This window comes from Janthinobacterium sp. GW822-FHT07A03, assembly GCF_058798815.1.
On record NZ_JBXAKW010000004.1, the window covers coordinates 32407 to 45514 of the forward strand.

The window sequence follows — 13108 nt, forward strand, 5'->3', positions numbered from 1 at the left end:
GCCCTTACTTCAGCGCGGGGATCGGCTGCGCCTGGAACGCGGGGCGCGGCTGTTCCCTGAGCTTTTTCGCCAGCATGTCGAGCGCCACGTCCAGCTGGCGGTCGCCGCCATTGAAGGTGGCGTGCGGCGGATTTTCCACCTCGACGTCAGGCAGCACGCCCACGCCTTCGATCAGCCACTGGCCATCGATGCCGAACTGGCCGTTTTCCGCCACGCGCGCCATGCCATTGTCGGCCAGGCGCGTATTGTCGCTGAGCCAGACGCCGGCGCCGGCCGTGCGCTTGCCCACCAGCGGCGCCAGTTTCAATGCCTTGATGCCGGCGGCGAAGGTCTCGCCATCGGAATACGTGAGTTCATCGACCAGCACGACCAGATGGCCGCGGAAGGTGTTCTGCATGTTCGACGATGGCTGCACGCCCGGCGGCGCCCAGTAGGCCCAGGCCTTGCGCAGCAGTTTTTCGATGATCCAGCTGTCGATATTGCCGCCGTTATTGCGCCGCACGTCGATGATCAGGCCTTCGCGGTTGATGTTGGCGTAAAAATCGCGCGCGAACGAGGCGATGTCGTTGGCGCCCATGGCGCGCAGGTGCAGGTAGCCGATGCGCCCCTGCGAGACGGCGGCCACCTGCTCGGCGCGGCTCAATTCCCAGTCGCCATAGCGCAGCGCCGTCTGTTTCGCCATGTTGACGGGCGTGACGATGACGGCGCGCGGCGCGCCCTTGCCATTGCCCCGTTTGACCTGCAGCAGCACCTGCCTGTCGGCCTGGTTCAGCAGCAGGTCGCTGATGTCGCGCGCGCCCAAGACGTCCTTGCCGTTGACGGCCGTGATCACGTCGCCTTCACGCACGTCGACCTCGGGCCGCGACAGCGGTGCGCGCGCCGAGGGCAGTTCCGCCTCGCTGCGGTAGACATGCTCGACCCGGTAGCCCTCGCTGGTGCGCGTCAGCACCGCGCCCAGGCCCGCCGGCGCGCCTTCCTGCTCCGTGCGGCGCAATTCGCCGGGGCGGATCTGCGAATGCAGGGCGCCCACTTCGGCCACCATCATGCCCAGTACGTCATTGAGCTCGGCCCGGTCCGTGACCCGCTCGACCAGCGGCGCATACTTGTCGCGCGCCGCCTTCCAGTCCACGCCGCGCATCTTCGCGTCGTACAGGAAATCGCGGTGCAGACGCCACGCGTCGTTGAACATCTGCTTCCATTCCAGGCGCGGGTTCGACACAAACGTCCAGTCGTCGACTTTTACTTTCGCCTTCGACAAGTCGGACGGCAGCTTGGCGCCCGCCTCGATCACCAGCATCTCGCCCGGGCCGGTAGCCGCTGCGCTGGTTGCTGTCCTGTAGTACAAATGCTTTTTATCCTGCGCCAGGTCGAATTCGCGCACATTGGCCACCAGCAGTTCCGGCTTGGAGCCCGTATTGCCAATGGCGAGGGTCTTCAGGCTGGACTTGTTCTCGCCGCTGTCGCGCTCGAGGAAATACAGGCGCTTGTCATCCATGGCCAGCGCGCTGTAATTGCCCGCCGCCAGCGGCACTTCATACAGGCGCTCGGCCAAGCCCTTGAAGACGACGTCCGGCAGGGCGGCCGGCGTTTTCTTCACGGCCGGCTTGCCGCCCGCCTTTTCCAATGCCTTTTCCGCCGCCAGTTCGGCCGCCTTTTCATCGTCCGTCTCGGCCGGTTTCACTCCCGGACGGCTCAGCTCATCGTCGGGCTGGAACGGGAAACGGTTGCCCGGCTGCAGCGCCAGCGCATACACGCCGATGCGCTTGTCGAACACGGGGCCCATGTTGCGGTCGCCCCACGGCGAGCCATTGGCCAGCTGGAAATTGCGCGCCGACATGAAATACAACCACTTCCCGTCCGGCGAAAAAACGGGCGAACCGGAGGTATAGCGGTCGCTGGTGACGAACTGCAGCTGCTTCGATGCCAGGTTGTACAGGCCGATCTGCTCGCGCTGCTCGTTGCTGGCCACACGCACGATGGCCAGGTTGCGGCTGTCGGACGACCATTGCACCTCGTCATGCTTGTCCACGCCCGCCTTGCCCGCGTCATCGATCAGCTGGTTGCCCCTGGTGGCCAGGTCCAGCAGCCAGAAACGGCCCTTTTTATCCGTGTGCGCCAGCCAGCGCCCGTCCGGCGACGGGTACAGCTTCCAGCGGTGATTATCTCCCTGCGTCGTCAGCTGCTCGCCCTTGCCCGAGCCGTCGGCCGCGTACTTCCAGATTTCGTTCTCTCCGCTCGTGTCGACGATGGCGAACACGGATTTCTCGTCGCTGGAAAAGACGGCATCGCGCGCCCGCGCCCCTTCGGGAATGGCGATATCGACGCGGCGCAAGCTGCCCGTGCCGGCGATGCTGACGCGCCCCCTTGCAGTAAGGATGATGCGCTCATCCTTGCCCGACACCTGGACATTGCTCAAGGTATCGAGCGGCGAGCGGATCTGGCGCGCGCGCTGCTGGTCGAAATCGGACACGAGGCTGATCGGCAATGGCGATGAATCCGTCCCTGCGGCCAGGTCCAGTACCTGCAGGTCTGCACCCAATTGATACACAATCTTGCCGTCGCCCAGCTGCGCGTTGCGCACGTCCCACTGCGTGTGGCTGGTCAACGCGCGGCGGTCGGAGCCGTCGGGCAGCATGCTCCACAGGTTGTCGCTGCCGCCTTCGTCGCTGATGTAATACACGCGGCCCTGCCACCACATGGGGCGCTTGTTGTTGCCTGCCAACACAGCGGGCTCCGCGTGCATGCGTACGGCCTCGCCCTTGCCGTCGAGCTCATAGCGCCACAGCGTGGCATGCGCGCCGCCCCGGTAGTTGCGCACATTGTCATTCGTCATGGCCAGGCCGAAACGCGTGAAGAACAGGGTCTTGCCGGCGTCGTCGAGCACGGCGTCGTTGGCGTCGGCCACGGGAAACACGCGCCGCGTCTGTTTCACGGGATCGATGGCGGCGACGATGCGGCGCGAGGCGGGACCGTCCGTATTTTGCGTGCTGACCAGCACTTCGCCCTGCGCCGTCCAGCCCAGCACCAGCACGCCGCCGTTGTCAAAGGAAATACGGCGCGGCAAGCCACCGGCGAGCGGCATCACATACGCTTCCTGCGCCCCCTCATAGGCGGCGGAAAACGCCAGCCACTGGCCGTCGCGCGAGATTGCCGCGTTCGTTTCATAGCCGGGATGCGTGGTCAGGCGCTGGGCCGCGTCACCGCGTAGATTGCTTTTCCACAAATCGCCTTCGGCCGTGAAGACGACGGTATCGCCGCGCACGGCGGGAAAGCGGAAATAACTGCCGGCAGGCGCGGCAGCGGCGGCCGCAGCGTTAGCCAGCATTCCGGCGGACAACAGCAGCAAGGCGAGAGTTCGGGAAATTTTCATGTGGGCATCCAGATAGCGGTCAGGTGGCATGGACATCATGTCGATACCGGACAGCAATTCTGGCATAACTACGACCAAAGAAAACCTTCTTAAAACCTTCTTTATTGTCCATAAAAACGTAAAAAAACCCGCGCCACTTGCGTGGGCGGGTTTTTTGTTGACGGCAGGAAGTTTATTCCACTTCCACCGTTTCAGGTGCCGCCGTCGGCGCCGCGTCTGGCGGTTCCGGGAATTCCAGCAAGACCTGCTCCTTGTCGTCGAGGTCGACGGTGACCCGTCCGCCCGTGACCAGGCGGCCGAACAGCAGTTCGTCGGCCAGCGCCTTGCGGATCATGTCCTGGATCAAACGCGCCATCGGCCGCGCGCCCATCAGCGGATCGAAGCCCTTCTTGCCGAGGAAAGCACGCAGCTTCTCGGTAAACACGGCTTCGACCTTTTTCTCGTGCAACTGTTCTTCCAGCTGCATCAGGAACTTGTCGACCACGCGCAGGATGATGTCCTGGTCCAGCGCGCGGAAGCTGATGGTCGCGTCGATGCGGTTGCGGAACTCCGGCGTGAACATGCGCTTGATGTCGGCCATCTCGTCGCCCGCCTGCTTCGAGTTGGTAAAGCCGATCGACGTCTTTTGCAGGCTTTCCGCGCCCGCATTCGTCGTCATGATGATGATCACGTTGCGGAAATCGGCTTTGCGGCCATTGTTGTCCGTCAAGGTGCCGTGATCCATGACTTGCAGCAGGATATTGAAAATGTCCGGATGGGCTTTTTCAATTTCATCGAGCAGCAAGACCGCATGCGGCTTCTTGGTGATCGCTTCCGTCAGCAAGCCGCCCTGGTCGAAACCGACATAGCCCGGCGGCGCGCCGATCAGGCGGCTGACGGCGTGGCGTTCCATGTATTCCGACATGTCGAAACGGATCAGCTCGATACCGAGGATGAAGGCCAATTGCTTGGCCACCTCGGTCTTGCCGACGCCGGTCGGACCGGAGAACAGGAAGGAGCCGATCGGCTTGTCCGTCTTGCCCAGGCCGGCACGGGCCATCTTGATGGCCGAAGCCAGCGCGTCGATGGCCGGATCTTGCCCGAACACAACATTGCGCAAATCGCGGTCGATCGTCTGCAGTTTACTGCGATCGTCCTGGTTGACCGTTTGCGGCGGAATGCGGGCGATCTTGGCGATGATGTCCTCGATCTCGGCCTTGCCGATGGTTTTCTTTTGCTTCGACTTCGGCAGGATGCGCTGCGCCGCGCCCGCTTCATCGATGACGTCGATCGCCTTGTCGGGCAGATGGCGGTCGTTGATGAAGCGCGCCGCCAGTTCGGCCGCCGTCGACAGGGCCGAGGCCGAGTATTTCACGCCATGGTGCTCTTCGAAGCGCGACTTGAGGCCGCGCAAGATTTGCACGGTTTGTTCGACGGTCGGCTCGTTGACGTCCACTTTCTGGAAACGGCGGCTCAAGGCATGATCTTTCTCAAACACGCCGCGGAATTCCGTGTACGTGGTCGCGCCGATACATTTGAGCTGGCCATTCGCCAGTGCCGGTTTCAGCAGGTTGGACGCATCGAGGGTACCGCCCGAGGCCGAGCCCGCACCGATGATGGTATGGATCTCGTCGATGAACAGGATGCCGTTCGGATTGTCCTTCAACTGCTTCAGCACGGCTTTCAGGCGCTGTTCGAAGTCGCCGCGGTATTTGGTACCGGCCAGCAAGGCGCCCATGTCCAGCGAATACACGACGGCATTCTGCAGGATTTCCGGCACATCGCTTTGCGTGATGCGGTAAGCCAGGCCTTCGGCGATGGCCGTCTTGCCCACGCCCGCCTCGCCCACCAGCAGCGGATTGTTCTTGCGGCGGCGGCACAGGATCTGGATCACGCGGTCGACTTCTTCCTCGCGGCCGATCAGCGGGTCGATCTTGCCTTCGGCAGCGGCCTTGTTCAGGTTTTGCGTGAACTGGTCGAGCGGGCTTTCCTTCGGCTGGCCGTCGACGGGCGCTTCTTCCACGCCTTCGGAGGCTTTCGCGCTTTCCGTCGACTGGTCCTTGCGCACGCCGTGCGAGATGAAATTGACCACGTCCAGGCGCGTCACGCCCTGCTGGTGCAGGTAGTAGACCGCATGCGAATCCTTTTCGCCGAAGATGGCCACCAGCACATTGGCGCCCGTGACTTCCTTCTTGCCGTTCGAGGCGGACTGGACGTGCATGATGGCGCGCTGGATCACGCGCTGGAAACCAAGCGTCGGCTGGGTGTCGACTTCGCCCGTGCCAGGCACGGTCGGCGTGTTATCGCCGATGAAATTGGTGAGGGTCTTGCGCAGGTCTTCAATATTGACCGCGCAGGCACGCAACACCTCGGCAGCGGAGGGATTGTCCAGCAGTGCCAGCAATAAATGCTCAACCGTGATGAATTCGTGCCGTGCCTGCCGAGCTTCGACAAACGCCATGTGCAAACTTACTTCTAATTCCTGCGCAATCATACTTCCTCCATCACGCACTGCAGGGGATGCCCCGCCTTGCGCGCATGCGTTAAAACGAACTCCACTTTGGTACACGCTATATCTTTAGAGAACACGCCGCACACTCCTTTGCCGTAGCGATGAACACTGAGCATGATTTGCGTCGCCGTTTCACGGTCCTTGTTGAAATACTCCTGAATGATGGCCACCACAAATTCCATCGGGGTGTAGTCGTCATTGAGCAAGGCCACCTGGTAGAGCGGTGGCGGCTTCAGCACTTGCCGCTCCAGCAGGGTTTCTGTGTCGTGCTTGGTTGCCATACGCTTATTCTAATGCTTTCACAGTGGTTGTCATGCGCAATATCTACGCCTTTCCAATTGTTTTCAATCTTACGCGTTTTCTTAATAGTGCGCAGATGGCGACCTTGCTGTCAAAATCAAGAGTTGCTTTTTTGGTTGTCGTGAAGAATTTGGCAATATCGATGGAAAAGCGCTTGACTTCATTATTTATTCCGCCAACAATGCTGTATCGACTGTTGCAGTAATGTACAGCTTGATAAGAAGTGAGACGTCGAGGAGGGGGCAAGAAGCTTCTTGCTTTTATGGCTCGTGTGATTTGTTTTAATTTTGAAAGTTCTTTTTATGGCAACAGGTACAGTTAAGTGGTTCAATGATTCCAAAGGTTTTGGCTTCATCACTCCAGATGATGGCGGCGAAGATTTGTTTGCTCATTTCTCCGCAATCAACATGAACGGTTTCAAGACCCTCAAAGAAGGTCAAAAAGTTCAATTCGAAGTCACGCAAGGCCCTAAAGGCAAGCAAGCTTCCAACATCCAAGCAGCCTAAGCATCGCCGGCCCTCAGATGTGAAAAACCCCGTCTCCTGACGGGGTTTTTTTTCGTCCGCAGGATGCGCGCAGCGCACCCTGCCCTTGCGATTACATGTGCTCGATCATCACCTCGCCGAAACCGGAGCACGACACTTGCGTCGCGCCTTCCATCAGGCGGGCGAAATCGTAGGTGACGCGCTTCGACGCGATCGATTTTTGCATTGAAGAAATCACCAGGTCGGCCGCTTCCAGCCAGCCCATGTGGCGCAGCATCATTTCCGCCGACAGGATCAGGGAACCGGGGTTGACGTAATCCTTGCCCGCGTACTTCGGCGCCGTGCCGTGCGTCGCTTCGAACATGGCGACGGAATCGGACAGGTTGGCGCCCGGCGCGATACCGATGCCGCCCACTTGCGCCGCCAGCGCGTCGGAAATGTAATCGCCGTTCAGATTCAGGGTGGCGATGACGCTGTATTCGGCCGGACGCAGCAGGATCTGTTGCAGGAACGCGTCAGCGATGGAATCCTTGACGATGATGTCGCGGCCCGTCTTCGGATTCTTGAACTTGCACCATGGACCGCCATCGATCAACTCGGCGCCGAATTCCTTTTGCGCCAGCGCATACGCCCAGTCGCGGAAGCCGCCTTCCGTGTACTTCATGATGTTGCCTTTGTGCACGATCGTCACGGAGGGCTTGTCATTGTCGATCGCATACTGGATGGCCTTGCGCACCAGGCGCTGCGTGCCTTCGATGGACACGGGCTTGATGCCCAGGCCCGACGTGGCCGGGAAGCGGATTTTCGTCACGCCCATTTCATTGACCAGGAAATCCATCAATTTCTTGGCTTCGGGCGAGCCTTGCTGGTATTCGATGCCGGCATAGATATCTTCCGAGTTTTCGCGGAAAATCACCATGTCGGTCTTTTCCGGCTCTTTCACGGGCGACGGCACGCCCGTAAAATAGCGCACGGGACGCAGGCAGACGTACAGATCGAGCTGCTGGCGCAGCGCCACGTTCAGCGAGCGGATGCCGCCGCCGACGGGCGTGGTCAGCGGGCCCTTGATGGAGACCACGTAATCTTTCAGTACTTGCAAGGTTTCTTCCGGCAGCCACACATCGGGGCCGTACACATTCGTCGATTTCTCGCCCGCATAGATTTCCATCCAGCTGATCTTGCGCGCGCCGCCGTAGGCCTTGGCCACCGCAGCGTCGATCACCTTGATCATGACCGGGCTGATATCGATGCCCGTGCCATCGCCTTCGATGAAGGGAACGATGGGATTATCTGGTACATTCAGCGAAAAATCGGCGTTGACGGTGATTTTTTGGCCGTCAGCAGGTACAGTGATATGTTGATACATCGTGATCTCCGAAGTGGGACACACCGCTGGCGGGCAACACGGGCCGGCGACGCGCTCTGCGGTTGCAGAGTTTACAAAAACAAGTCCGAACAGGGCGGCAATAACGCACTTTAGCAGGGAAAGAACAGCCGGGCCATCCGCGGCGCCAAAGAACCTCGTTGCCATACCGCCTATGTCTTCTATAAGACATAAGACTAACATTTCACATTATGCACCAGTATCTTACAGGGCGCCACGCTTTTGCGGCGCCGACCAGCAGCCACCCTCGTTTGCATCAATTTATCCAGCATGCCACTCATTCTCTTCAATAAACCATTCCAGGTCCTGTGCCAGTTTTCGCCGCAGGACGGCCGCGCCACCCTGGCCGACCACATCACCATTCCCGGCATCTACCCGGCCGGCCGGCTCGACGCCGACAGCGAAGGCTTGCTGCTGCTGACGGACGACGGCCGCCTGCAGCACGAGATCAGCCACCCGGACCGCAAGGAAGCGAAAACCTATCTGGTGCAGGTCGACGGCGTGCCCGATGCGGCCAGCCTGGCGCGCCTGCAGGCGCCGCTGGACCTGGGCGACTTCATCACCAAGCCGTGCAAGGCCGTGCGCATCGCCGAGCCGGACTGGCTGTGGCCGCGCAATCCGCCCATCCGCGCGCGCGCCGACAAGCCCACGTCCTGGCTGGCGATCACCTTGAAAGAGGGGAAAAACCGGCAAGTGCGGCGCATGACGGCGGCCGTCGGCCTGCCCACCCTGCGCCTGGTGCGCAGCGCCATCGGCCCGTTCTCGCTGGCCAGCCATCCCTTGCTGCCTGGCGAATGGTGCGAAGTGCCGGCCGAGAACATTGGCAAGGCGTGAACAGGACAAGAAAAACGGTTTCGGCACCGAAATTTTTCCAATAAGCATTATTTATTTTTAGATAATGCATTAAAATCATCTGACCTTAACATGACGGAAAAGGAAAGATGATGACAAAAGTAATATTCACGCTGGCCGCTTCCCTGCTTGCCGGCGCCGCACTGGCCCAGTCGGGCGCCCAGGTACACGCTTCCGCCGCGACCGATGCCGCCAAGCCGCCACCTGCATCGGCAGCCAGCCACGCCTCGGCAGCCACCGATGCCAGCAAGCCCGTGCCGCCGGCGTCGGCCTCCGTCAACGCCTCGGCCGCGACGGACGCGGCCCGTTCCGGCGCATCGGCCAAGGCTTCGGCCGCAACCGATGCGCCGCGCCTGATTCCCCAGGCGCGCAAGACGAAGCAACCGGCGGCTGAAGCGGGCAAGCCGGTGAAGTAAACGTCGTTCCCGGGGTGACGGCAGCGACGATGTTGCGGTAACCCCACGCTTTCGATGCGGCCAGGCAGCACGCTTGACCAGGCAGGCGCCAGCATGGCTTAATCGCCGCTTCGCAGCCACCGCCACGCCCCATGAAAAACTCCCTTCGCCGCCTCAGCCTGTCCATCGCCCTGCTGTCTTGCATCAGCATTGCGCAAGCGCAAACACCGCAGGGCAAGAGCTTGCAACTGTCGGCCGGCATGCATTTGATCCAGGCGGAAGTGGCCGCCACGGAAGAGCAGCGCGAACAGGGGTTGATGTACCGTGAAAAAATGCCGGCGAATGCGGGCATGCTGTTTGTCTTTGGCAACCCGTCGACGCAATGCATGTGGATGAAGAACACGCCGCTGCCCCTGTCGGTGGCCTTTATCGATGCCAGCGGCAAGATCGTCAACATCGAAGACATGCAGCCGCACACGCTCGACAGCCATTGCTCCACGAAGACCGTGCCCGTGCGCTATGCGCTGGAAATGCATCTGGGCTGGTTCAAGCAAAAGAATATCAAGCCGGGCATGAGCATCGGCAACTTGCCAGCGCTGCGCTAGCCCGTGGCGGCCGGCAGCAAGGCGCTGCCGGAAAACGACTGCCGCGGATGACCGAAAAAGCATGCGCGCACGCGAAAAAACCCGCCAGAACGAATCTGCGGGTTTTTGCTTTTCAACCAGTGCCAGCGTACCGGCACAGGCAAGGCCACCGTGGTGGCTTGCCTGCTGGCGAATATTAAGCGGACAGTGCTTTCAAAGCAGCTGCCAGACGGCTCTTATGGCGAGCTGCCTTGTTTTTGTGGATGATCTTCTTGTCAGCGATACGGTCGATGGTCGACACGGATGCCTGGAAGATTGCAGCAGCAGCTGCCTTGTCGCCGCCCTGGATCGCTTTGCGAGCAGCTTTGATAGCCGTGCGCAAGGTCGAACGTTGGGACGAATTGTGTGCGTTTTGCTTAACTGCTTGACGAGCGCGTTTGCGCGCTTGTGCGGTATTTGCCATGGAATTTCCTAAAACAGGGTCAAAGTGCGTTTGCAAACATTAGTGTTTGCCAACCGGTGCGTTCTGTGCGTCTGCCGAACCATGTGTGCCAAACCAGTGCCTGTCAAACATTAGTGTCTGCGTAACAGAATTCTGTACAGCCTTCGATTATAGCGATATTTTCAAGCGGGGGCAAATCAAAAAACCGTGTGTGACGCCAAAAACACCTGAAAATGGGGCTGGCAAGGGCGAATCGGCCGCGAATCGGCAGCAATTGTTACCATATTTTAAGCGTTTAACGGTACCGCGCCCGGCTATAATCTGCCCCCATGAACTTGCTTAAAACCCTCGCCGCCATTTCCAGCATGACCATGCTGTCCCGTGTAACCGGATTATTGCGCGAAAGCCTGTTCGCGCGCGCCTTTGGCGCCGGCGCCTACACGGACGCCTTCATTGTTGCCTTCCGCATCCCCAACCTGTTGCGCCGATTGTTTGCCGAGGGCGCGTTCTCGCAAGCCTTCGTGCCGATCTTGTCTGAATACAAGAACCAGCATGGGCAGGAAGCGAGCAAGCAACTGGCCGACCATGTGGCCACCACCCTCGTCTGGGCCACCCTGCTCGTCTCGGCCATCGGCATCGTCGGCGCGCCGTGGTTCGTCTACGTGATCGCCACGGGCCTGTCCAAGGATCCCGGTGCTTTTGATGCAGCCGTGTGGATGACGCGGCTGATGTTCCCTTATATTACCTGCATGTCGTTCGTGGCCCTGGCCGGCGGCATCTTGAATACCTGGCGCGAATTCAAGATTCCCGCGTTCACGCCGGTGCTGCTGAACCTGTCATTTATCGCCGCCTCGCTGTTCCTCGCGCCATACCTGAAACAGCCGATCTACGCCATGGCGATTGCCGTGTTCGCCGGCGGCCTGCTGCAGGTGGCCATCCAGATTCCCGCGCTGATCAGGATCGGCATGCTGCCGCGGCTGTCGCTCAATCCCGCCATCGGCCTGTCGGACGGCGGCGTGCGCCGCGTGCTGAAGAAGATGGGACCGGCCGTGTTCGCCGTCTCGGCGGCGCAGATCAGCCTGATGATCAACACCAGCATCGCGTCGCGTCTGGCAGAAGGCAGCATTTCCTGGCTGTCGTATGCGGATCGCCTGATGGAATTCCCGACCGCCATGCTGGGCGTGGCCCTGGGCACCATCTTGCTGCCCAGCCTGTCGAAAGCGAATGTGGATGGCGACAAGACGGAATACTCGGCCCTGCTGGACTGGGGCTTGCGCCTGACCTTCCTGCTGGCCCTGCCCGCCGCCGTCGGCATGGCGACCCTGGCCACGCCGCTGATCGCGACATTGTTTCACTACGGCAAGTTCACAGCCGAATCCGTGACCATGTCGACGCAGCCGCTGGTGGCCTACAGCCTGGGCTTGATCGGCATCATCCTGGTGAAAACCCTGGCGCCCGCCTTCTATGCGCGCCAGGACATCCGCACACCCGTGAAAATCGCCATCGGCGTGCTGATCGCCACGCAGCTGATGAATCTGCTGTTCGTGCCCTACATCGCCGTGGCCGGCCTGGCCCTGTCGATCGGCCTGGGCGCCTGCCTGAACGCCAGTTTCCTGTACTGGGGCTTGCGCAAGCGCGGCATCTACCAGCCGAAACCGGGCTGGGCCAAATTCTTCGCGCGCCTGCTGCCGGCACTCGTCGTGATGGGCGGCGTGGCGTATGCGGGCGCCATGCGCATCGACTGGATCGCCATGCAAGCCCATCCGCTGCTGCGGGCCGGCGCGCTGGCCCTAGTGGTGGCCCTGTGCGGCGTGGCGTACTTTGCCACCTTGTTCCTCGTTGGCTTCCGCTTCCGCGACTTCAAGCGCCACGCGTGACAAGCTGCGCAGGACGTTGTTGCCTGCGTCTCGCCGTACTCGCGTACTGTCTTCGACTTGGCGCCTAGTCCTGCGCAGCTTGTCCAGATTGCGCAGGATGTTGTTGGCGGAGCTTTGCCGTACTGGCGTACTGTCTTCGACTTGGCGCCTGGTCCTGCACAGCTTGTCCAGATTGCGCAGGATGTTGTTGCCGGCGTCTTGCCTTGCGCAAATGATCCAGACGAAAAAAAACCCGCCGAAGCGGGTTTTTTTCATTGCAGCGCAAGCTTAAGCAACTTTCTTGGCGCGGCGGCGTGCCACGGCGCCAACCAGCGCCAGGCCGCCCAGCAGCATGCCGTAGGTTTCTGGCTCTGGCACTGGCAGTGCCGAGACCGAACCCAGGTACGCTGCATTTTTCAGGCCCGTCAGGCCCGTCACGTGCACCGTGTACGAACCGGCGGCCAGCTGACCATCCCAGCTCAGGCTCTGGATACCAGCGGCGCTGGTGTTGGTCAGGTTGCCGTAACCGAGCAAGGTTGCGGAGAAATCCTTGATCGCGCCTTCGACCACGGAGAACGTTTGCAGTGCGCCAAACGACGTCGACGATGGGGTGACCAGCTTGAAGGTCCAGAAATCGTCAACTGCCGAGTTAGCGGCAAACTTGGTGGTGATGGCCGACAGGGTATCGGAACCGGTTGGATCCAGGATGCCCAGGTCGTAGGTTGCTGCCGACGCGCTGAACGATGCTGCTGCCAGAATGCCTGCAGCGATAAATTTCAATTTCATAGCTTATCCCTTAAAAAGTAATTTATGGCTGCAATGCGCAGGCCACCAATAGTTTTAGTACCGGAAGTACTGAACAGGATGGTAGCATAATTGCATCAAATTACTTATAAATATTTTATCGAAGTTTCGTCCAAGATAACTATTTTCGAAATGAACTATTTGC

11 protein-coding genes are annotated in these 13108 nt (G+C 60.4%); 5 read left to right on the forward strand and 6 right to left on the reverse strand.

Features of this window, described 5'->3' with window-relative positions; genetic code table 11:
* Positions 1-4: 4 nt before the first annotated feature.
* The 3 genes from AC1RJW_RS12440 to clpS form a co-directional block, all read right to left on the reverse strand.
* Positions 5-3370, reverse strand: coding sequence for a S41 family peptidase (locus tag AC1RJW_RS12440; RefSeq protein ID WP_493045198.1), 3366 nt, complete (start codon positions 3368-3370; stop codon positions 5-7).
* Between the two features lie 172 nt (positions 3371-3542).
* A complete protein-coding gene (gene clpA, locus AC1RJW_RS12445; RefSeq protein ID WP_070312116.1) occupies positions 3543-5843 on the reverse strand; it encodes an ATP-dependent Clp protease ATP-binding subunit ClpA in 2301 nt (766 codons plus the stop codon).
* Positions 5840-6142 (reverse strand): ATP-dependent Clp protease adapter ClpS, encoded by a 303-nt coding sequence (gene clpS, locus AC1RJW_RS12450; RefSeq protein ID WP_034751577.1) that lies wholly within the window; start codon positions 6140-6142, stop codon positions 5840-5842. The genes clpA and clpS overlap by 4 nt, the downstream gene beginning before the upstream one ends.
* 321 nt (positions 6143-6463) lie before the next feature.
* Between clpS and cspE the strand changes: the two genes are divergently transcribed.
* Positions 6464-6667, forward strand: a complete 204-nt coding sequence (gene cspE / locus AC1RJW_RS12455; RefSeq protein WP_010395943.1) for a transcription antiterminator/RNA stability regulator CspE — start codon at positions 6464-6466, stop codon at positions 6665-6667.
* Positions 6668-6758: 91 nt separating this feature from the next.
* Here the strand turns inward: cspE and icd are convergent, their stop codons facing one another.
* Positions 6759-8012, reverse strand: coding sequence for an NADP-dependent isocitrate dehydrogenase (icd, locus tag AC1RJW_RS12460; RefSeq protein ID WP_070253571.1), 1254 nt, complete (start codon positions 8010-8012; stop codon positions 6759-6761).
* Positions 8013-8300: 288 nt separating this feature from the next.
* Here icd and AC1RJW_RS12465 point away from each other — a divergent pair, with 288 nt between their 5' ends.
* The 3 genes from AC1RJW_RS12465 (at position 8301) to AC1RJW_RS12475 (ending at position 9882) form a co-directional block, all read left to right on the forward strand.
* A complete protein-coding gene (locus AC1RJW_RS12465) occupies positions 8301-8864 on the forward strand; it encodes a pseudouridine synthase (RefSeq protein ID WP_086147367.1) in 564 nt (187 codons plus the stop codon).
* Between the two features lie 110 nt (positions 8865-8974).
* Positions 8975-9298, forward strand: coding sequence for a hypothetical protein (locus AC1RJW_RS12470; RefSeq protein ID WP_493045199.1), 324 nt, complete (start codon positions 8975-8977; stop codon positions 9296-9298).
* A 131-nt stretch (positions 9299-9429) separates the two neighbouring features.
* Positions 9430-9882, forward strand: a complete 453-nt coding sequence (locus tag AC1RJW_RS12475; RefSeq protein WP_493045200.1) for a DUF192 domain-containing protein — start codon at positions 9430-9432, stop codon at positions 9880-9882.
* 175 nt (positions 9883-10057) lie between these two features.
* Here the strand turns inward: AC1RJW_RS12475 and rpsT are convergent, their stop codons facing one another.
* Positions 10058-10324 carry a 30S ribosomal protein S20 gene (rpsT, locus tag AC1RJW_RS12480; RefSeq protein WP_010395935.1) on the reverse strand — a complete coding sequence of 89 codons (267 nt, stop codon included), beginning with the start codon at positions 10322-10324 and terminating at the stop codon, positions 10058-10060.
* 308 nt (positions 10325-10632) lie between these two features.
* Here rpsT and murJ point away from each other — a divergent pair, with 308 nt between their 5' ends.
* On the forward strand, positions 10633-12180 hold the full coding sequence (gene murJ, locus AC1RJW_RS12485; protein ID WP_493045201.1) for a murein biosynthesis integral membrane protein MurJ: 1548 nt from the start codon (positions 10633-10635) through the stop codon (positions 12178-12180).
* A 267-nt stretch (positions 12181-12447) separates the two neighbouring features.
* Here murJ and AC1RJW_RS12490 read toward each other — a convergent pair whose 3' ends face one another.
* Positions 12448-12945, reverse strand: a complete 498-nt coding sequence (locus tag AC1RJW_RS12490; RefSeq protein WP_326457286.1) for an FxDxF family PEP-CTERM protein — start codon at positions 12943-12945, stop codon at positions 12448-12450.
* Positions 12946-13108 lie beyond the last annotated feature (163 nt).

What these genes read in the sequence shown, in the direction of transcription:
- AC1RJW_RS12440 (WP_493045198.1), bottom strand. Translation starts at nt 3,370, where the DNA reads ATGAAAATTTCCCGAACTCTCGCCTTGCTGCTGTTGTCCGCCGGAATG.
- clpA (WP_070312116.1), bottom strand. Translation starts at nt 5,843, where the DNA reads ATGATTGCGCAGGAATTAGAAGTAAGTTTGCACATGGCGTTTGTCGAA.
- clpS (WP_034751577.1), bottom strand. Translation starts at nt 6,142, where the DNA reads ATGGCAACCAAGCACGACACAGAAACCCTGCTGGAGCGGCAAGTGCTG.
- cspE (WP_010395943.1), top strand. Translation starts at nt 6,464, where the DNA reads ATGGCAACAGGTACAGTTAAGTGGTTCAATGATTCCAAAGGTTTTGGC.
- icd (WP_070253571.1), bottom strand. Translation starts at nt 8,012, where the DNA reads ATGTATCAACATATCACTGTACCTGCTGACGGCCAAAAAATCACCGTC.
- AC1RJW_RS12465 (WP_086147367.1), top strand. Translation starts at nt 8,301, where the DNA reads ATGCCACTCATTCTCTTCAATAAACCATTCCAGGTCCTGTGCCAGTTT.
- AC1RJW_RS12470 (WP_493045199.1), top strand. Translation starts at nt 8,975, where the DNA reads ATGACAAAAGTAATATTCACGCTGGCCGCTTCCCTGCTTGCCGGCGCC.
- AC1RJW_RS12475 (WP_493045200.1), top strand. Translation starts at nt 9,430, where the DNA reads ATGAAAAACTCCCTTCGCCGCCTCAGCCTGTCCATCGCCCTGCTGTCT.
- rpsT (WP_010395935.1), bottom strand. Translation starts at nt 10,324, where the DNA reads ATGGCAAATACCGCACAAGCGCGCAAACGCGCTCGTCAAGCAGTTAAG.
- murJ (WP_493045201.1), top strand. Translation starts at nt 10,633, where the DNA reads ATGAACTTGCTTAAAACCCTCGCCGCCATTTCCAGCATGACCATGCTG.
- AC1RJW_RS12490 (WP_326457286.1), bottom strand. Translation starts at nt 12,945, where the DNA reads ATGAAATTGAAATTTATCGCTGCAGGCATTCTGGCAGCAGCATCGTTC.